Raw genomic sequence first — 20,723 nt, 5'->3', positions numbered from 1 at the left:
AAAGAACCATGAAAAAGTTGAATACTATTCTGCTTGTCGACGACGACGATACCACGAATTACCTGAACCAGCGCCTGCTCTCCCGTATGGAGGTAGCCCCGGACATACGCGTTGTAACGGACGGCGAGGAGGCCCTGGAATACCTGAATAAAGCCTTTGCCGGGTATCAGGACTATCCCCGTCCGGACCTGATCTTTGTGGACATTAAAATGGACGGCATGGACGGCTTCGAGTTTTTAGGAGAGTACCAGCAATTTACCCCCGAGGAGAAAGGCCGAACGGTGATGCTGATGCTCACTTCCTCTGCCAGCTTTTACGACCTGGAAAAGTTGAAGGAATACCCGGACGTGCGCAAGCACTACTCCAAGCCGCTGGCCGAGGCCGACGTGCGCGAGATCATGCAGGAGTACTTTTAAAGCAGGCACCCGTCTTAACAGTGTCTCCGCTGAGATACGCTGCTTTGTTTGCCAAGGGCCTGTTTTTAACAATAGCCTCCTAAACCCCGTAAATATAAACCCGCCCCCGGCGGATTTTAATAAGTGTGAAACAATCTAAACAGGAAACAAGCTATGGCAAATAAACACATGGACCTGAACAACAGGGAAACTGATAACCACCGCATTGGTCGGGAATTGTATAACAGAGACCAAGACCAAAAGCACAGGCAAGACAACGACCAGGAACGGGACCGCAGATACGGCAACCACAACACAAGCGAGTGGGACAGCGGTAACTTCTTCCATACCGGGCCAAACCCAAGAGGAGCACAGGACCGGGAGCGTGATAGCTACCGCAGAGGAGGCGTGAGAAACAGCACCTACAATCAGGGGCAGAACGCACACTTAAACGACCACTATGGCAGCCGCCCCGATAGCCCTTACCGCAATGAGCGCGCTTACCTGAACCACGGTGACCGCGCGCAGCAGTACAATCAAAATGACGAGCACTACATGCGTCGGCCACAGCAACCGGGAGGCGCTTTGCAAGGCAATCGCAATGAGGTGAACGACTACCAGAACGACCAGTGGCGCGAGGGCCCGGATAGCAGAAGCCGTTATAAAGAAGATGACTACCGCTATGGCAGTGGCTCCCACAACTGGTACCGCGAAGACCGCCCTTACTATGAAAGTAATGAAAGCCGTCGCAGACGCGAGCAAGACCACCGGGGCTTTTTCCAGAAGTTAGGGGACACGTGGCATGACATCTGGCACTCCGATGATCGCAACTTTCAACCGCGTGACCGCGATCGGTCGCCTTCTGAGCAAACCAGTTCCAGAGAGCGCCACGGCTATGAGGCTTACCGTAACCGAAACTACAACAAGGCTTATGAGAACGGACCTAAGTGGGCGGACCCATCGGACACACAAAGAGACAACGAATCCAGAGACATCAACAGAGACCAACGTTATCGCCGGTAAGTCCGTATACGGACAAGATTAGGTAGATTTGGTAGTAGATTAGTTTTTTGAAAGGGAGCCGGTGGTAATAGCCGGCTCCCTTTTTTATGCGCTCCCCCCGGCCCTCTCAAACATAGTCGGTAGCAGGTCGTACATGATAACAGGCAACAGGGCAAGCAGCGACTTGAAAAGCTCGTAAAAAAATTGTAAATTCAAGACCATTTTAAGAACAGAAAACATGCAGCACAACGAAAATGATAAAAGACGCCGGGGCGAACGTACCCGACGCGAAGCGCCTCCCTACAATGACAGATATTTCAACGACTTCAGAAGCCGTTGGGGAGAACCTTCCCCTTCGATAGAACTGCACCAGTACGACTGGCAACCACGCGAGGTAGGACGGTTTCCGGAGGAAGGACGGTATCACCAGCACCGGGACGAATGGCTGCCTAACCAGCGCCGGCAACAGGCACCGCGCCCTTCAAACCAACAATACCGCGAGCCGATCTGGCGGCAGCAGGACGTACATTTCGACAGAAGCAATCAGCGGGCAGAGGATCGCTGGTACCAGGACCCGCTCATGCCACACCCGGACAAACGCCGCCGTCGCAGACAAGGGCCACCCGACCAGCACTGGGAATGACGCAACCACTAAGCTGAAGTTTATCGAGGACAACGATACCTCATGCCAAAAGCCGGAATCTTTCCGGCTTTCGCTGTTTTAGAACTTACCCCTACCTTAACTAATGCAATAACAGCCTCTTTTGCTACCACAGCCTGTTCCGGAAGGGAATGCCTGTGGTAGGTCAGCAATCCTTTGTACCTTTGCTGTAAGCAATTAAGCATGGAGACACTGGAGCGTTTGTTACAGCAAATAAGAGGCTGCCGCATGTGCGAAGAGCACTTGCCGCTAGGGCCCCGTCCTGTTCTACGGGCTAGCAGCACCGCAAAGCTTTTAATTGTGGGGCAGGCACCCGGCACCAAAGTGCATGCCAGCGGTATCCCCTGGGACGACCAGAGCGGCAAACGCTTACGGCAGTGGCTGGGTATAGCCCCCGAAACTTTTTACGACGAAAGCCGAGTAGCCATCATCCCGATGGGGTTCTGTTACCCGGGCAAGGGGAAGAGCGGCGACCTGCCGCCGCGTCCTGAGTGCGCCCAACACTGGCACCAGCAGCTCCTGGCACTCCTGCCCAATGTTCAGCTTACGCTGCTGGTGGGCAAGTACGCCCAGGATTACTTTCTAGGCGAGGCGGCCCGCCCTACCCTGACCGCAACGGTGGAGCACTGGCACGAATACTTGCCTGCGTACATGCCTTTGCCGCATCCGTCCCCCCGCAATCAGTTCTGGTTTAAGCGCAACCCTTGGTTTGAGGCGGATGCTGTGCTCGTGCTGAAGCAGCTAACAAACGAACTACTGTAAAGAACCAAAACCTGTTGTTCCCGTTGTTTGAAGCAAATCCGACCTAGCCATACACACCTATGATCAGTTACCCCAGCAGTAAGCTGCCAGATTTTGGCGCCTCCATTTTCTCCGTCATGTCAGGACTTGCCAACGAGTACAAGGCCATCAATCTCTCGCAGGGCTTCCCGGACTTTAACTGCCCTGAGTCATTGATGCAGCTCGTGACAAAGTACATGCACGCGGGCTTTAACCAGTATGCCCCCATGGCGGGCATGCCCCAGCTACGCGAGAAGATCAGCCTGAAAACAGAAAGAATGTATGGCTACCGCCCTAACCCCGACACAGAAGTAACCGTGACGACTGGTGCCACAGAAGCGCTGAACGCCGCTATTACTGCGATGGTAAAGCCAGGAGACGAGGTGGTGATACTGGAGCCCAGCTACGACTCCTACGTGCCTGTGATACGGCTTTGCGGGGGATCCCCCATCTATGTACCTCTGGCCTTGCCGGACTTCCACGTAGACTGGGGCCTGGTGAAGCGGCGCCTCTCCTCGCGCACGCGCCTGATCATCATTAACACACCGCACAACCCAACCGGGGCCGTGATGACGAAAGAGGACATGGACAGGCTGGCTAACCTGATCGATGGCACAGACATTATGGTGGTCAGCGATGAGGTGTACGAGCACATGGTCTTTGATGACAAGCAACACTACAGTGCGCTTCAACAGCCCTTGCTGCGCGAGCGGAGCTTTGTGATCTCCTCCTTCGGTAAGACCTATCATACCACAGGATGGAAGGTCGGTTATGCCGTGGCACCGCCACCGCTTACCAACGAGCTGCGGAAAATGCACCAGTACATCACTTTCTGCACAGCTACCCCCTTTCAGCTCGCCCTTGCTGATTTTATGGAGGAAGAGGCCCACTACCTGAACCTGCCGAATTTTTACCAGGCCAAGCGTGACCTTTTCTACGACCTGCTCCGCAACAGCCGTTTTGAGGCCAGCCCCTCATCAGGCACTTATTTTCAGCTTGTAAAGTATGATAAGGTCTCGGATGCCTACGATCTTGACTTTGCCAGGCACCTGACAAAGGAGGTGGGTGTAGCAGCCATACCGGTGTCTGCTTTCTACCACGATAAGACCGACCACAAATACCTGCGTTTCTGCTTTGCAAAAAGCGAGGATACCTTACGTGCCGCCGGCGAAAAACTGGCGGTGCTCTAGCAAACCGATAAACAGAAAAAATTTCTCCCGAGACACTCTTTGGTTAGCAACATGCACAACTTAAACATTACCGTCGTTCAGACAGCCCTACACTGGCAGGATGCGGTGGCAAACCGCAGCATGTTTTCCGAAAAACTGGCAGCAGCGGCCCCTACAACAGACCTGATCATATTGCCTGAAATGTTTACCACAGGCTTCAGCATGGAGGCCGAGCCTCTCGCAGAGGAAGCGGAGGGCCCCACGCTTACCTGGATGCAGGAGGAGGCCCGTAAATACCAGGCCGTTTTAACAGGGAGTGTGATGGTACGCGAAGGAGGGAAATTCTTCAACCGCCTGTACTGGGTCCGCCCCGATGGTAGCTTTGCGAAGTACGACAAGCGGCACCTCTTCCGGATGGCAAAAGAACACCATACTTATACAGCCGGAAAAGAGCGGTTAATTGTAGAGCTAAAGGGCTGGAAAATACACCCGCTTGTTTGTTACGACCTGCGCTTCCCGGTGTGGAGCCGCAACACGAATAACGCGTACGACCTGCTACTGTATGTGGCCAACTGGCCCAAGGCCCGCAACCAGGCCTGGCGGCTTCTGCTGCAGGGGCGGGCCATCGAGAACCTGGCTTATGTGGTGGGTGTGAATCGGGTAGGCACAGACGGCAACGGCCATCCTTATTCCGGAGATTCCGCTTTTATACACCCCAAGGGCTATCATTTACTGGAGACAAGCGAGGTAGAAGGGATACACACCCTAAAGCTAAACAAGCAGGAACTGGAAAACTTTAGAGAGGCCTTTCCCGCCCACCTGGATGCCGACCCCTTTTCGCTGTAGTGAGCGACAGACTGTCGCTAGCCTGCCCCATGATGACGACGGCCAGGCACCAAGCTGTTCGGAAACCTGTCTTTCAGGAAGAGTTTTATTCTCAAGCGGCAACATCACTTTTCGGCAAGCAGTTCGTGGTTAGCGGGGTCTTTCCAAGATGACAAAAGGGAGCTAAGTACCTTTGTATACCATCAAAGCCTGAAGCTAATCCAAAGCTCCCCTTACCTCGGATAGCACGTCCTGCTCTGCCACTTGCTTGTACTGCAGTTGGGGGCGCGACTCGAAGATACGGAGCAGGCGGGGATACTGGCCTAGCAACAAAACCAGCCTGTTCTGGCTGCTCTGCAGCAACTCTTCCAACAGCGGCATTACGTTTATCAAACCCGCAGCTGCTTCATCCGCCTTAATGCACACGACCGCCCTGTCTGCCTCACGCAACAGGCGCAGGGCATAATGCTGCAACAGCTCGTCGGAGCGCCCGTCGATATCCAGTACTGCCAAATCCGGCAATAGCTGTTTGAGCTCTGCCAGCAAGGGTTGCTCGTAAGTGGCAGAGGCAGAAAGCTGAATGAGAAGGAAGGCCTGCATTATCTTATGATTATCTTTTTACTAGCATGTTCTCCACTTTTAGATGTCGCCCTGATGATGTACATGCCTGCCTTAAATTGTTGAAGTGGCAAGCCATGCTCTTTACCAAATACTCCCGGGGCTTTGTACACCAGCCTTCCGATGGTATCATACAGATGTAGTGTAACAGGTTCAGTGGCTTTTATCCGCACCCCTACCGAGGATGATCTGTCTGCCGGATTGGGATAGACCGACAGGGTCAGCCCCTCGGTTGGACCTGCTGGGTTTGAAAGGTTACCCCCTGTTTGCTCCAGCAAGAACAAGCCGCCCGCCTGGGTCCCAACGGTTATGTAAAGCTTCCCTTCACCTCCTAAAGGAGCCACTGCCAGACTGAGCCCCCGCCCAAAGCGGGACACCTGGAGCCCTTCTGTCAGATCGTTTTCCAGTAACTCCGCCTCAGCTGTAAAGGTGCCACTAAGATCTTTCGTAAAGTTCCGGTACACGCGCAACTGCCCGCTATCGTCTACTACCAACAAATCAAAGGCTTCATCACCATCTATATCGGCGATTGCCGGAGAAAGGTTGCGCCGTGAAAAGTCTACCCCCAGGCCACCTAATCCTCTGTTTTCTAAGACATAAGCAGGGCTGGCTGCATTGCCCGTATTACGGTAAAAAGCTAGGCTGCCGTCACTCCTGCCCAGTAGCATGTCCAGATCGCCATCCTTGTCCACATCAGCAAAAGCAGGGGAGTCGCCATCTCTTAAGGCTTGTACCTCCTGTGCCTCTGCAAAGCTAAAAGCAACGGCTTGCCCCTTCGCGGACTTGTTAGGAAGGTAGACGACACGCGCAGTGTTTGCTTTCTTTTCCCCGAACGTCAGTACCAGGTCGGTAGCGCCATCCGCATTCATGTCCGCAAACGCTGGCTTCAGGTTAACCAGCTGCCGGCTTCGCAGGCTCAGGTAATCATCTGTTACCAGCTCAAAAGCCGGTGCCGTGGCAGTACCCGTATTACGATAAAAGCTAAGCGAAGCACCATACACACCCGCACGGTAAGCAGTTCTATTGCCCAGTAAGAGGTCCAGGTCGCCGTCAGCGTCCAAGTCGGCAAAGGCAGGAAAGGCTCCTTCGCTCTCGTCAATCATCTGCCCCTGCAGGAAGTCATCCTGCACGTACTCAAAGTCAGGCTGATCCGCAGCACCGGCATTGCGGTACAACCAGGTAGCATTTTCGAAGTTAATGTTCACCAGATCCTGAGTGGCCTGAGGCGCTACCAGCATGTCCGGCACACCGTCAAAAGTTACATCCTCGTAAAAGGCAGCCGGATAAAGGGGCATGGCCACAGGGTTTGTGGCAGGGAAAACGGGAGAAAAGCTCCGCATCAGGGCATTCGTTGCATCCCCCTCGTTTTCCATCAGCACCAGGTTCTCACACTGCACCCCTCCCATCACCAGGTCTTTATCCCCGTCGGCATTCAGGTCTAAAAGTAAAATGGAGGAGCCGCTGTGGCCGGTATGGAGTGGAGCCGCCACCCGGCAGTAAGCATTAAAGAGGTAGTTGTTACAGCCATCGCACTCTGTGATCTTACCCCACCAGCTTGTTTGCTGCTCAAATGCCAGCGTGCCACAGGCAAGCCCTTCCTCGGCCTGCGTATTTCTGTACAGTTCCAGGGTATAGCCCTGCGAAAACTCAGGGAACAGGATGTCCAGGTCACCATCCCCATCCATGTCCACAATGCCCGGCACGTCAGCTGAGTTCATCTGCATGTTCACCTGATTCTCGTTATAGAAAAGCGCCTCCTCTGCCAGGGCAAACTTTAGCTGCCCTCCAGCTACCTGCTCCTGCTTAAACACCCGGATGCCGAGGGGGCTACTCGTGAAAATGTCCTGCAGCCCGTCACAGTTATAGTCGCGCAGCAACACCCAGTACTCCAGGTCAGCCGGGAAGAACACCTCGTACTCCGGTGCATAGCGGTACTGCCACTTGCCACTCTCCTGCACAGCTAGCCAGGTAAAGACTTTATTTAGCTGCCGGTCAAAAACAAACAGGTCCTGCTGGCCGTCCTTGTCCAGGTCGATAGTCGAGAACTGAGGCGTATTGAAGCCCCCGCTCCAAGGCGCGGCTAACTCTCCTGCAGGGGTGGATACAGGCACATCGTGCCGATAGCGGAACGTCAGGGGTTCCTGCCCATAGACAGTTACAGCTGTAGAGAGGAGTAGAATAAGGGTAAAGAGCTTTTTCATCGGCTGTCGCGGCAAAAACTGCCACGTATTAATTTAAGCGGCTGCACTTACAAGCACTGTCGCTTTTAAGGTTTTGAATGTATATTGCCAGTGTAAGAAAGGCCTTCTTATAACGAACTTTTCTTGCATAAAGCATCTGACTAAGATAAAATTACGCATTTCATGCCGAATAATATTGAGTTTCTGTACCAGAAGTACTTGGCGTGCCGCCACGTTAGCACCGACTCACGCGCCGAACAAAACGAAAGCCTGTTTTTCGCCCTGAACGGTCCTAATTTTAAAGGAGCCAAATTTGCACTGCAGGCCCTGGAAAAAGGGGCCAAGTATGCCGTGGTCGACGACCCGCATATGGCTGCAGACAATGTGTTCGTGGTAGACGACACCCTGCAAGCCCTGCAGGACCTGGCGCGCCATCACCGCCAACAGCTAAGCATTCCGGTCATCGGCATTACGGGCAGCAACGGCAAAACAACCTCTAAAGAACTGGTTTATGCCGTGCTCAGCCAGAAGTACAACACGCTTTATACACTGGGCAACCTGAACAACCACATTGGGGTTCCTTTAACGCTGCTGCGCATTAAGCCGGAGCATGAGATGGCAATCATCGAGATGGGTGCCAACCACATTGGAGAGATTGCCCTTTTGAGTAGCATTGCCCTACCCACCCATGGCATGATTACCAACATCGGGAAGGCCCACCTGGAGGGCTTCGGCAGCCTGGAAGGCGTGGCACGTGGCAAGAGCGAGCTCTACCGGTACCTGGAGGCACACAGAGGAACCGTGTTTATAAATACCGGCAACGAGATTCTCATGCGGTTAGGCCACAGCGTTGAAAACAAAATAACCTACCCGGCTCAGGGAGATTATTACCACAGCGAGTTACTCGAGGCCTCCCCTTACGTGGTATACCGCGACGAGGAGGGGAATGAGGTACAAACACAGCTGGTAGGAAGCTACAACTACGAGAATATGGCAGCGGCGGCCTGTATTGGTAAATTCTTTGGTGTGCCACTGCAGAAGGCGAATGAGGCCATTGCTAGCTATAACCCGGTCAATAACCGCTCACAAGTACTGCAGAAAGGCAGTAACACCGTTATCCTGGATGCCTACAATGCTAACCCGACCTCTATGGCCGCCGCTGTGCGGAATTTCGGAGGCATGAAGGCGCCACAGAAAGTCGTGATACTGGGTGATATGTTTGAGATGGGAGAAGAGAGCCAGGCAGAACACAGGGCCTTGGGAGAGGTAGTGGCGGAACAACCTTTTGATACTGTCCTGCTTTGCGGCAAGGACATGAAATACGCCGCAGCCGTTAACAGTAAGTTTCTCCATTTCGAGACAAAGCAAGAGCTGCAACAATGGCTGCAGGAGCACCCGATCACAGAGAGCTATGTACTGGTGAAAGGCTCCCGCGGCATGGGCTTGGAAACCTTATTGGAGGTGCTGTAAATCACAGATCGGGCAGAGCGCCATATTAGCAGGATTGAAATAGCGCAAGCGCCCTCATGTACGGCAAAACTGTTACCACAAAACAACTTTAGGAGTGTTTTAGGGTTTGTCTGTAGAAATTGTCGTACTAAAGCAGATCGCTATTCAGGCAAGGCACGAGTAATGCTTGCGCCAGGTAGCGGAGACGGGGTGATTTTCGATAAGGAAATTCAACAGTAAAAGCGGAGGGGCTGAGCATTTACATGTTCAGCCCCTCCGCTTTTGTTCGCTCTGCTGTCCTTCACCAAACCTAAAACGGCGAGCCAAAATCTTTTAGCAGGGGTAGTACTTCGTCCTTGGGAGATACCAGAGGTTCTTCCACACCCCAATCTATGTTTAAGCTAGGGTCATTCCAGAGAATACCTCCTTCTGCCGAAGGGGCATACAGGTTCGTACACTTGTAAAGAAAGGTGGTGTTGTCTTCCAGGGCAACAAAGCCATGGGCAAAGCCTTCCGGTATATAGAACAGGTTATGCTTTTCGGAATCCAGAATGCAGGCAACATGCTGTCCAAAGGTGGGGGACTCTTTGCGTATGTCCACCGCTACATCGAGGGCTTTTCCTGAGGTTACCCTCACCAATTTTGCCTGCGCGTGCGGAGGCTTCTGGAAGTGAAGCCCGCGCAGTACCCCCCTTTTTGAGGCCGACTGGTTATCCTGTACAAAAACTGGCTTTATGCCGAATGGCTCGAACCATTTCGTACTGAAAGTCTCCAGAAAATACCCTCTGTCGTCTTTAAAGACCCGGGGCTGAAACGCTACCAGGCCCTCTATGTGGAAAGTTTTATGCTCCATGCTGTATCTTTCTGGTTAAACCCGCACCTGCGATGTCACTTCTTCTATTGCCTGCAGGTACTTCTGGATTACCTGCCGTACATCGAATCGGGTGACGGCTATCTGCCGGCTGGCCTGCCCCATGCGCTCCAGTGCTGTATCATCCAACTCCAACAGCTGCATCATCTTGGCAGCAAGATCGGGCACATGGCGGACCCGACAAAGCAGGCCATTCACGCCATCCTCCACTACCTCCCGGCAACCCGGCACGTTGGTGGCAATAAGGGGCTTCCCCATGGCTGCCGCCTCTAAAAGGGTACGCGGGGTTCCTTCCCGGTACGAGGGCAGTACTATGCAGTCCGCCGCTCCAACCACCGAAGCCACCTCGTCTGTTGCACCCAGATACTCGATTACCCCTGTTGCCAACCACTCCTCTAACTGCCGCCGCTTTACCGCGGAGCGGCTACGCTCATCCACCTGCCCCAGCAACTGGCACCTTACTTCCGGGTAGCGCTCCTGCACTAGCCGGCTGGCCTGCACAAACTCGGCGATGCCCTTGTCGAACTGCACCCGCGCCACCATTAAAAAAGTAAAGGCCTTGTTCCGTTTAAAGTCCTGTGCCGGCACAAAGGCCTGCAGGTCGATACCAGACCCCGGCAGTACTTCTGTTATTTCTGGCCGCACCAGCTTATGCCGTAGAAAAAGCTGCCGGTCGTCCCTGTTTTGAAAGAAGACCTTGGCCGGGTAGCGGAAGGAAAACCTGTAAAGCCGGAGGGCAACGTTAGAGACATAGTCCTTGGTAATAAAGACGGTCCCGAGCCCCGAAACGTTATTAACAGCCGGTATGCCTGCCCAGTGTGCCGCGATAGCCCCGTAAATGTTGGGTTTGATGGTATAGTGCAGCACCACGTCTGGCTGTACTTGCTTGTAGGTTTTGTACAGGCGCCCAATCAGGAGCAGGTCGGTGAGTGGGTTTGTCCCGTTCTCCATCTCTACCGGTACAAAGCCACAGCCTGCCGCCACCAAGCGGTCTGAGTAAGCATCCCGTGGGGCAATAGCCACCACCTCGTGCCCCGCCGCTAAAAAGGCCTTCAGCAAGGGCATCCGGAAGTTGTACACATTCCAGGAGGTGTTTATAACAATGGCAATCCGCATACAGGCAGTTTTAGCTCCTAAAGATAGCGTACATCAGGCTAAAAGCCGTAAGTTATCCATTTTAGGGGTAGCATCAGGAAATTTAAAGTAAATTGCCCTGGTCTTTGTTGCCGTTTCCAGTAGGGCTAACTGGCCTGCTGAAAGCCGACTGCCATGGACCCGGCAGCAAAGACATAAACCGGGAGTCAAACTTAAGCTAGTACACGCTGACCCTTCCTGCCCGTATAAACGTTATGATGAATAGTCTCTTCCGATGCCTGCCATTGGTAGGCTCGCTGAGCAGGAAACGGAAGCGCCTGCCACTTATACTTTGACGCTTAAAGAAAGATAAATGGGTAAAAAGCAATTTTACGAAACCGCTAAACCACAAGAAACAGCCATACTGGTGGCTGTACCTAACTACCGCCAGACAGACGAGCAGACCAACGAGTACCTCGACGAGCTTGCTTTTCTGGCGGAGACGGCGGGAGCCGACACATTAAAGCGCTTTGTGCAGAAACTCGACAAGCCAGACGTCCGCACCTTTGTGGGCAGCGGCAAGCTGGAGGAGATTAAAGCGTATGTAAAGGAGTACGAGGTGGACATGGTGATCTTTGACGATGACCTGAGCCCTTCGCAGGTACGGAATATTGAGCGCGAACTGCAGGTAAAGATCGTGGACCGCAGCTTACTGATCCTGGATATCTTCGCCCTGCGCGCCAAAACAGCACAGGCACACGCGCAGGTCGAGATGGCACAGTACCAGTACCTGCTCCCACGCCTGACGAACCTCTGGACCCACCTTTCCAAGCAAAAGGGTGGTATCGGGATGAAAGGCCCTGGTGAAACAGAGATCGAGACAGACCGTCGTATTGTGCGCGACAAGATCGCCCTGCTGCGCGACCGCCTGACTAAGCTCGAAAAGCAGAACTTTGAGCAGCGGAAATCAAGAGCCGCTGTTGTACGGGTAGCCCTGGTGGGGTATACCAACGTGGGCAAGTCTACCTTAATGAACCTGCTCTCCAAGTCGGACGTGTTTGCCGAGAACAAACTGTTTGCGACCGTAGATGCCACTGTGCGGAAAGTAGTGCTCGGCAACGTGCCTTTCCTGCTCTCCGATACCGTAGGGTTTATCCGTAAACTGCCCACCAAACTCATTGAGGCCTTTAAGTCTACGTTGGATGAGATACGGGAGGCAGACCTGCTTGTGCACGTGGTGGATATTTCTCACCCTTCCTTTGAAGACCAGATAGAAGTTGTGAATAACACTCTACGGGATATCAACTCTGCCGAGAAGCCAGTACTACTGGTTTTCAACAAGATTGACCAGTACCTGGAGCAGCGCGAGAAGGAACTGCAGGAGGAGGGGGCCGACGTGCGCCCATCGCTGGATGACCTGCGCAGCACGTATATGGCCAGGGAACACGCCCCCGCCCTGTTCATTTCCGCCACGAACAAGATAAACATCGACGAGCTGCGCGATGAATTGCAACGCCGGGTGTCCGAAATCCATTTCGAGCGCTACCCAAACAACGTATAAACACATCAGAGTGTTAAAAAGGGAGCTGCTGTTACAGCAGCTCCCTTTTGGTTTTATAGCCTGGCACCAGGTATCGCTCCTACCATAACCAGCCCGCATGGCTGGTACAACCATTTCCTGCCACAGACAGTAAAGACACAAAGCCGCGAAGGTTGACGAAGCCTGTTCGCCGGCTTTGTGATATTTCCCTTATGAAGAAGCTATATATCCTGAGGCATGCTAAATCCAGCTGGAAGTACGAGAACTTAAGCGACCATGACCGCCCCCTGAAAAAGCGTGGCCGCAAAGACGCTCCGCTAATGGGACAGGAGTTGGCCGCACGGGGCGTTATGCCTGACCTCATCATTTCCAGTCCCGCTGTACGGGCCCTCTCTACCGCCACACTGGTAGCCCATGAAATGGAATATGACCCAGACAACATCCGGGTAGATGAGCGCCTGTATGGGGCCGACACAGATGACCTGCTGGAAGTGGTGCAGAAAGCTCCGGCAGACATAAAGTCCCTGATGATCGTGGGCCACAATGAAACGATCACAGAGTTCGCCAACCTGCTCTCGCAGGAAGTAATTGCCCGCCTCCCCACCACAGGGGTTGTTGGGCTCTCGTTTGACTGCGACAGCTGGGACGAGATAGGCAAAGAGAATGCCACCCTACTCTTCTACGACTTCCCGAAAAACTATAAGTAAACAGCCTCCGGTACTTCCCTGGCAAGCTCTACACAAGAAAGCGCAGCGGAAAAGTACTGTACCGGACACCGAAAGCACGATGGAAAAAGAGAAAGAAAACGAGCAGAAGACCCAGGCAGCGTACCCTTTTATTAACAGAGAGCTGAGCTGGCTCGCGTTTAACCACCGGGTACTGCAAGAGGCAAAAGATAAGCGCGTACCGCTGTTGGAGCGTGTGAAATTCATGGCCATCTTCTCCTCTAACCTGGATGAGTATTTTAAGGTGCGGGTCGCCACCCTCAAGCGCCTGATCAAGCTGAAGAAGAAAACCCGCCAAAAGCTAAGCCAGGAGCCATCCGAGATATTCGACCAGGTGATAGAAGAAGTACACCGGCAGCAGCAAGAGTTTGGTGAGGTGTTCCGCGAAGGCATCCTGACCGGCCTGCGCGAGCACAACATTCACTTGCTGACCGAGCATGACCTGAACCCAGGCCAACAGGAGTGGCTAAAAGACTACTTCGAGGAAACGCTAGCCCCCCTGCTGCTACCCATTATTTTAGACGAGACAGAAACACACCTGTTCCTGAAAGACCAGGCCGTGTACCTCAGTATAAAGATGTGGGAACCGCAGGAAGAGGACTGTAAGCCGGAGCGCATCGCTATTTTGGAGATACCCACCAAGAAGCACGGTTCCCGCTTCATCAAGCTGCCCACCGTCGATGACCACCGTTATGTGATGTTCATCGACGATGCCATTCGCTTCTGCCTACCGCTCATATTTCCCAAATACAAAGCCTTTGAGGCCTATGCTGTAAAGGTATCGCGCGATGCGGAGCTGGACATTGAGGAGGAGGTATCCGGTAACCTGATGGCCAAGATCCGGAAGAGCCTGAAGAAGCGCGAAACAGGTTACCCCGCCCGCCTGCTCTATGATCCGGAGATACCACAGGACCTGCTCAACAGCATGATGGACCATACGGGCATTACAGAAGAGGAACTGGTGGAGGGAAGCAAGTACCATAACTTCCGCGACTTTTTTCAGTTCCCCGACTTTAACCTGCCCGAGCTGAAGTACGCGTCGCAACCCACCCTGCTTCACCCCGACCTGGAAAAGGAGCCAAGCATGCTGGAGGCCATGCAAAAGCAGGACTACATGGTACATTATCCCTACCAATCCTTCGACTATGTGCTACGCCTGTTCAACGAGGCCGCCAGAGACCCGAAAGTAACGGCGATGAGCGCCACCCTGTACCGGGTGGCCGACAAGTCTGCTATTGCAAAAGCCCTGGCCAAGGCAGCCAAAAACGGGAAGCTAGTGACTGTAGTGGTAGAGCTAAAGGCGCGCTTCGATGAGGAATCGAACATTTACTGGGCGGGCAAGTTACAAAAGGCAGGAGCAAACGTCATCTACGGTGTGCCGGACCTGAAAGTGCACTCTAAGCTGGGCCTGATTACCCGCAACGAGGGGGGCAAACTGGTGAACTATGCCTACCTGAGCACCGGAAACTACAACGAGCAGACCGCCAGGATTTACGCTGACCATGCTCTCTTTACTTCTGACAAGCGTCTTACCCGGGATGTGGAGCAGGTCTTTAATTTCCTGATTGACAGGCACCCCGACAAAGAGTTTAAGCATTTACTGGTGGCGCCCATCAACATGCGCGAGAGCTTTTCCAAGCTGATCGACCGGGAGGTACGAAACGCAAGGAAAGGGCTGCCGGCCGGCATGACCCTGAAGATGAACGCGCTGCAGGACGGCCGCATGATCAAAAAGCTCTATGCAGCCAGCCAGGCAGGCGTTAAGATCAAACTCCTGGTACGGGGCATTTGCTGTCTGGTGCCCGGCGTGGAAGGGCTGAGTGAGAACATCGAGCTTCGCAGCATCGTGGACCGCTACCTGGAGCATGCCCGGGTATACATCTTCCATAACAAGGGAGACAAAAAGTACTATATCGCCTCTGCCGACTGGATGACCCGGAACCTGAACCGCCGGGTAGAGGTGGCCTTCCCGATCCTGCAGCCTAACCTGATTGAGCAGATACAGCGCATCATCGACCTGCAGCTAGCCGATGACACGAAAGCCCGTTATATAGACAACAGCTACATACAGCCCCACTCCCCAACAAACGTCCGGTCGCAGTACGAAACCTATGACTACCTTCGCAGCTTGTTACCTGAAGGGATGCAGCCGGAACGGGAGGAAGAATAAAAGAGAGGGTAAGCCAACAAGCTTACCCTCTCTCTTTTTGCATGTTCCCATCCTATCAGTTATTGCTTTTCTCTACCCATTTACGCGGTGGCACCAGGTAAAGCTCCACCCCTATATAGCCTGTACCTGCCAGGTCGTTGTTTATGATCTCATTCCGTGAGCCGACATCGTCGAAGAGGCGATTGCGGAAGTATTGCCGGAAGCCTCCTTCCACAGAAAACCATAGGAAGTCGTATATTTCTCTTTCCAAGCGCACCAAGGCCTTAATATCGGTACGTCGGAGCTCCAGGTCCTCAAACTCTGATAAGGGCGGCTCGTCTACATAGAGGTTGTAGCTGGCTCCCTCCAGCCGGTATCCGGCGTAAAGCAGTGTCTTTTCATTGGCGTTATAACGGACGCGCGCGTTAGCCGGGAAAATGGACTCCACCCCCCACCTATCGTTGAAGGTACGGTTATACAGTACCCCCGGGTACACGTTCTGCCTGCCAAAGGTGTAGCCTAATTGCAGGCCTACGCCGATAGCATAGTTCGGTGTCTTTTTCCAGCCATACGCCAGGTCCACGGTAGCTTTCAAATAATCTGAAATATTGATATCATCGCGGGTATAGTCGCCATTCAGCTCTCCTACCACGCGTACCAGATAAAAATTGTGCACATCTATAGAGTGAAGATAGGCCAGTTGTAGCCCTATACTTCTCAGGTTCTTATCCTCCAGGTAGTGGTAGATAGGATAACGTGCTGGCGTTGTAGCATCAAAATTAAACTCCTCTATGTTATAGGTAAAACCCAGTATTACCTTGTCTTGCGGCTTGTTCAGCAGGGGTGCAAACGCTCTGAAGTCGAACTTGTTGTAACGCTTCACGCGCCCGTTGCCGTCGCCAATGCGCGGGTCCTCGGAGTCTGAGTCTATGTCAAACTGCGGCAGGCGCTCATAGCTGGCCACAATGCCGCGACTCCGCCCCATGCCGTTCACTCCTGGTACTGCATACTCTTCCAAAGTCTCTGTCTGAGGTTCCTGCGCCTGCACCTGCTGCACAAACAACAGCACAGACAGTACACTTAGCAGTAGCGTTAGTTTTCTCATAGTTTTTTCTTGCGCACAGTACCCAGGGGGATACCTTTCGCCACAGTGGGTATGGTCGCTTTCGTTTTCCGTTTTTAATAAAAGAAGCCAAAGTTTAGCATCCAGAAGCCTTCGTCCTCCCCTACAGCGTAGGAAAGGGAGAAGATCGTTCGTTTGTAGAAGCTCACCCAGGCGCCTCCCCCATAGGCTGTATGCAGACTACGGAAAAAAGGTTGCTCTGGGTCTTCATCGGTATACACCCGGCCCGCGTCAAACAACCCTAATACACCAAACTTAGCGGGGACGAGGTAAAGGTTTGTTCCAAACAATTCTACACGGGCCTCGCCGTTGGCATACAGGCTGCTACGGCCTGCAAAGCGGGTACGGCGGTATCCTCTCAGGTTCTCGGTGCCTCCTAACGTGTTCGCCTGAAAAAAACGGTAATCACCAAAGTTATGGGCCGCCCCGATCCTACCGGCCCATGTTAACTGAAAGGGGAAGTTTGGGCTGAGGTAGAAACGGAACTCAGAGTTGATGTTGGAGTAAGAGAGCCCCTCTCCCCCGATCTGTTGGTTATAGCTAAACGTATTGTACCAGCGCATACCGATATGCGGGTTGGCTTCCACGCTGCCGCCCCCGATCACCACCAGGTTCATGTAGGCTTTGGCCCCGGCATAGTGCTGCACGGCAAACTCACCCGCCTCGGCATCATAGGTGCCTTCGCGCAACAAGCCGGCACGGGCAGCCTGCAGCAGAAAGCTTTCCCTGTCAGGTCGGTTCACTTCGAACCTATCGTATGTTGGCCCCAGCCCGATCTTTATGAAGGCGACCGGTTGCCGGTAGAGCGCGGCGTTTAGGGTAAGGCGCTCGTAGCGTACGCGGTAAAAGGCATCATCCAAGCCCGCGTCCTGCTCCGTTTCGTTGCCAAAGCCATAGAAGTTTCTTTGGAACTGTGGCCCCTGCCACTGCGCATCCAGTGCCAGGTTCCAGTCGCCTAGCACATTCCGCACATCTCCTGTGTACTTCAGATCAAAAGAGCTTGTCTGGAAAGCAAAGGCGGCCTCCAACAGGTGCTCAGAGGCGTAGGGGTTGTGCCGGAACTTCTGGGTGCGCAGCAGGGCACCAGCCCCCAAAAGCAGCCCATCCTCCACATTATGTTCCACCGAAAAGCGTGGCCCCAGGTAGGGGATCTTGTAATTGGCCCGGTCGTAGAGGTTTACCTCGTCGTAGGGGTCTGTCTTGTCCTTTGTCTCACTACTGAAATCAAAGATGTTCCCCTCCTCGGTATCATACACGATGGTGTGCTTCTGCAGCCCGCTGACGTGCGACTCATCTACGATGAGGTCCTGGTCTCCCCCGGCAATGATACGCACGATAATACTTTCATCTACTTCCCCAGTTACCAGAAAGGCATCCTGCCCATCCATCCCATAGATGCGCACCTCCTTTGTTTCATCTGTATAGAAAGTGCGGTTATAGATTTCCTCCAGCACCTCCCCCTCTTTAGAAGTTTTATAGCCGGTGATCTGGGTTTCCTCGTTGTTAAGCCTGTTTATCAGAAAGCGCTCGTGCTTGTCGCTACCCGAAATGTCGACATACTGTACCAGGAAGTTGTAATACTCCTCGGCGGCCTGGGGCAGCTTGTCACGCCTCGACCGGAGCTTGGCTTTTATTTCGGCTGCTGATATTTCCTGTACCGGCGCCGGCCACTCCTGTACCGCACGCTCTATTACCTCGTCGGTTATACCTTGCTTGATGTCCTGCGCTATCCGCAGCCACTCCTGCCGGCTTACCTTCGACGTGAACGTACGGTCGAGGGTAAGGCCGTTGAGGTTAAGCCCGATAATGTCTCTGTACTCATAGTCAAAGCTCCGCACGTTGCGAATGCCCCACCTGCGCGTTGCCAGCCATGGCAACACGCCATCGGCTTTAAAAAAGGCCTGGTCCCGGTCTTCCGGCACCGGCACGTAGAGGTCCCCCTTGCCGGGCTTTTCCTGCTCTACCCAACGCCACTGTCCCTCGTGCCGGTCCCAGTCGCCGATCAGCATGTCAAAGAGCCGCGCCCGCACGTATTCCGACTGGTCCACGGAGTTATCGTTGTCCTCTTCCAGCTCCTCCAGCACCTTGTCTGTGCCCACCAGGTTGGTGGCATAGCCCAAGCTGGCCGTTTCTTCGTGGTTCTCGTCAGGGTCTTCTTCCAGGTAGGCCAGCATGTCGCCGAACTCATCCCTGTACTGGCGCAGGTATGGGGTATTGGGGATGTAGACTAACCGGGGGTTCGTGTGGTAAACACCGGCAGCATCGGCCAAAGGGGGGACAATAAGTGCACCGTAAGGGTGCTGTGCCGACACCTGGTCTTGCAGCAGGTCTTGCTCCAAGGTTTCGGGCAGGTAGGGGGCCTCTGCCCGCGCCAAGTCTTTGTCCACGCTGCGCAGGGTATACTCCCTGGCATCCGGGTTGCGCACCTTCAGGGCCATTGTTTCCTTACCCCCTCCTTTCTGATAAGGCGTAAGGCCTCCAAAGGCGTTCTTCATATCCAGCAACGGCACCTCTACCGGGGTGTTCCACACATCGCGGTAGTGTTTCCCCTGCAAGGCCTTTCGCACGCGGCCCGCCTTGTAAGCTGTGCTTGCGGCCAGCGTAATGGTGCTGTCTGCGTAGTTCGTGCTGTCTTTCACCGGTGGCCGCTCCTCGCGTGGCTCTTTTGTGTAAAGGGACGTACGGTACATGAGCTTTCCGGTGTCCCCGTCATCAACCGGTACCCAGAACTCGGCCCATACCTCCCCGTTCTCATGGTAGGTTAGCTTCACAAAGCCCTTCTCCTTCTGCAGGTAAGCGGCCCCGCCCCCGGGCTTTACGTAGTCGGTCTTGCAGCCGGAACCGCTGACAATGTGTGGCAGGTCTCCGTACTTAAAGTACTCCAAGGCGTGCTCATGACCCGCCGCGTACACCACGTTGTCGTATTTATCAAAGATGTCGAGCAGGCTCTTTATATAAGCCTGGTATCGGGGGTGTGGGATATCCTGTAGAATACCGCCGTACTTTCTGGCAAAGGGGTAGATGGAGCCGATGACAGGCAGCGGCATGTAAATCCACTCGCGGAGCATGGTCAGCGGAAAGAGGTGATCCCGCAGGGTAAAGAAGCCCCCATGCTCGCCCCGGGTCATAAGCGGGTGGTGCGCCACCACCAGTATGTCGCTGCCGCTGTTCTTCTCTATGATGTCCTCCAGCTGCACCAGCATTTCGCCCTCTGTGGAGGCCCCACACCCGCTGTTATCCCCGTAGGGGCGGTTAAAGGGATGCAGCCACCACTCTGAATCAAGGGCAATCAGCACCAGGTCATCGCTAAGCCGCACTTCGTAAGGACCGGGACAGCCATCGCCGGGCACGTAGAAATCTCCCCCCACCACGATGTCCTCATCCGTCAGGTACTCGTTCACGAAGCGCTGCTCCCGTATCACAGCCTCCAGGCCGCCGCGCCCACTGTGGTTCCAGTCGTGGTTGCCAGGTATCATGTACTTTTCGCCGGGGTAGCCTCTCAGAATATCCAGTTGTGCTTGCAAGCGCTTCTCCGACACCTCGCGGTCGTACTTATCGGGGGCGGGCAGGCCGTTCATGTACACATTGTCGCCCAGAAAAATAGTGGCACTGTTCATCCCGGCCTCCATCATCATCTTGCGCATCAGCAGCAACGACGGCTCCCCATCCAGGTTCGGGGCTCCCACATCCCCGATCAGGAACACGTTGTACAGCACTTCGCTGTCCGGGGCTGGCTTTTCCTGTGCCCAGTTCTCGGCTTCCGGGCTATAGTACGGCTCGTTGGTAACGCAGCCTGTAAGGGTAAGGCACAAAGCAGCCCAGCCGAAAAGGTAGTGGAGCAGGCGCTGCTGTTTCTGGAGATTATGGGTCATGGTTATAGAATACGCTAAATTAGCTCGCCTGCGCGGTGCCTCCAGCCTCTCGCTGTTGGAAAGGCTTACGTTGTAAGCAAGGCCGGCCTGTGCTGTCTCGGCGATCTAACTTCTACTGAAATAACACAGGCACCTCTCTGCAACCTTCTCGGACTGGCCCCAAGCCCCACTCTTACGTAATAAACAGGAAGGCTTTTGCAGACGGTTGGGCTGAGTTTGATTAACGAGAGAATTTAGGTTTAGTTATTGGCAGCCCTTGCACCTCCAACCGCCCTCGTTATTGACTGCTT

General features: G+C 53.9%; 16 protein-coding genes. 10 read left to right on the top strand and 6 right to left on the bottom strand.

The features are described 5' to 3' along the window. The first annotated feature begins 8 nt into the window (after window positions 1-8). The 6 genes from CHB92_RS17380 (at window position 9) to CHB92_RS17355 (ending at window position 4,853) form a co-directional block, all read left to right on the top strand. Window positions 9-416 (top strand): response regulator, encoded by a 408-nt coding sequence (locus CHB92_RS17380; protein ID WP_089320513.1) that lies wholly within the window; start codon window positions 9-11, stop codon window positions 414-416. A 153-nt stretch (window positions 417-569) separates the two neighbouring features. Further along, on the top strand, window positions 570-1,418 hold the full coding sequence (locus CHB92_RS17375) for a hypothetical protein (RefSeq protein WP_089320512.1): 849 nt from the start codon (window positions 570-572) through the stop codon (window positions 1,416-1,418). Between the two features lie 217 nt (window positions 1,419-1,635). Then, window positions 1,636-2,040, top strand: coding sequence for a hypothetical protein (locus CHB92_RS17370; RefSeq protein ID WP_089320511.1), 405 nt, complete (start codon window positions 1,636-1,638; stop codon window positions 2,038-2,040). Window positions 2,041-2,241: 201 nt separating this feature from the next. Next, entirely contained in the window at window positions 2,242-2,820 is a 579-nt protein-coding gene (locus CHB92_RS17365; protein ID WP_089320510.1) for a uracil-DNA glycosylase family protein, read from the top strand. Window positions 2,821-2,879: 59 nt separating this feature from the next. Continuing rightward, entirely contained in the window at window positions 2,880-4,028 is a 1,149-nt protein-coding gene (locus CHB92_RS17360; RefSeq protein WP_089320509.1) for a methionine aminotransferase, read from the top strand. Window positions 4,029-4,079: 51 nt separating this feature from the next. After that, complete coding sequence (locus CHB92_RS17355) at window positions 4,080-4,853, top strand: amidohydrolase (protein ID WP_089320508.1); 774 nt, start codon at window positions 4,080-4,082, stop codon at window positions 4,851-4,853. Window positions 4,854-5,048: 195 nt separating this feature from the next. On the opposite strand, the gene CHB92_RS17350 is transcribed toward CHB92_RS17355, so the two are convergent. Beyond that, window positions 5,049-5,432, bottom strand: a complete 384-nt coding sequence (locus CHB92_RS17350) for a hypothetical protein (protein WP_089320507.1) — start codon at window positions 5,430-5,432, stop codon at window positions 5,049-5,051. Continuing rightward, on the bottom strand, window positions 5,432-7,651 hold the full coding sequence (locus tag CHB92_RS17345; protein ID WP_089320506.1) for a T9SS type A sorting domain-containing protein: 2,220 nt from the start codon (window positions 7,649-7,651) through the stop codon (window positions 5,432-5,434). Before CHB92_RS17345 ends, CHB92_RS17350 begins: the two co-directional genes overlap by 1 nt. Before the next feature lie 162 nt (window positions 7,652-7,813). Between CHB92_RS17345 and CHB92_RS17340 the strand changes: the two genes are divergently transcribed. Beyond that, window positions 7,814-9,100, top strand: coding sequence for a UDP-N-acetylmuramoyl-tripeptide--D-alanyl-D-alanine ligase (locus CHB92_RS17340; protein ID WP_089320505.1), 1,287 nt, complete (start codon window positions 7,814-7,816; stop codon window positions 9,098-9,100). Between the two features lie 289 nt (window positions 9,101-9,389). On the opposite strand, the gene rfbC is transcribed toward CHB92_RS17340, so the two are convergent. Further along, window positions 9,390-9,932, bottom strand: a complete 543-nt coding sequence (rfbC, locus tag CHB92_RS17335) for a dTDP-4-dehydrorhamnose 3,5-epimerase (RefSeq protein ID WP_089320504.1) — start codon at window positions 9,930-9,932, stop codon at window positions 9,390-9,392. 15 nt (window positions 9,933-9,947) lie between these two features. Then, a complete protein-coding gene (locus tag CHB92_RS17330; protein ID WP_089320503.1) occupies window positions 9,948-11,066 on the bottom strand; it encodes a glycosyltransferase family 4 protein in 1,119 nt (372 codons plus the stop codon). Between the two features lie 331 nt (window positions 11,067-11,397). Between CHB92_RS17330 and hflX the strand changes: the two genes are divergently transcribed. The 3 genes from hflX to ppk1 all read left to right on the top strand — a co-directional run bounded on the left by hflX (window position 11,398) and on the right by ppk1 (window position 15,459). Next, window positions 11,398-12,585, top strand: coding sequence for a GTPase HflX (hflX, locus tag CHB92_RS17325; protein WP_089320502.1), 1,188 nt, complete (start codon window positions 11,398-11,400; stop codon window positions 12,583-12,585). A gap of 191 nt (window positions 12,586-12,776) precedes the next feature. Further along, window positions 12,777-13,271, top strand: a complete 495-nt coding sequence (locus CHB92_RS17320) for a SixA phosphatase family protein (RefSeq protein WP_089320501.1) — start codon at window positions 12,777-12,779, stop codon at window positions 13,269-13,271. A gap of 79 nt (window positions 13,272-13,350) precedes the next feature. Next, window positions 13,351-15,459, top strand: a complete 2,109-nt coding sequence (gene ppk1 / locus CHB92_RS17315) for a polyphosphate kinase 1 (RefSeq protein ID WP_089320500.1) — start codon at window positions 13,351-13,353, stop codon at window positions 15,457-15,459. A 55-nt stretch (window positions 15,460-15,514) separates the two neighbouring features. Here ppk1 and CHB92_RS17310 read toward each other — a convergent pair whose 3' ends face one another. Both CHB92_RS17310 and CHB92_RS17305 read right to left on the bottom strand, forming a co-directional pair. Further along, window positions 15,515-16,543, bottom strand: a complete 1,029-nt coding sequence (locus tag CHB92_RS17310; RefSeq protein WP_089320499.1) for a DUF6268 family outer membrane beta-barrel protein — start codon at window positions 16,541-16,543, stop codon at window positions 15,515-15,517. Window positions 16,544-16,617: 74 nt separating this feature from the next. After that, a complete protein-coding gene (locus CHB92_RS17305) occupies window positions 16,618-20,433 on the bottom strand; it encodes a hypothetical protein (RefSeq protein WP_089320498.1) in 3,816 nt (1,271 codons plus the stop codon). Window positions 20,434-20,723 lie beyond the last annotated feature (290 nt).

The sequence above is a fragment of the Pontibacter ummariensis genome (assembly GCF_900188175.1).
Lineage (GTDB): Bacteria > Bacteroidota > Bacteroidia > Cytophagales > Hymenobacteraceae > Pontibacter > Pontibacter ummariensis.
This window is presented reverse-complemented; position numbering and strand designations above follow the sequence as displayed.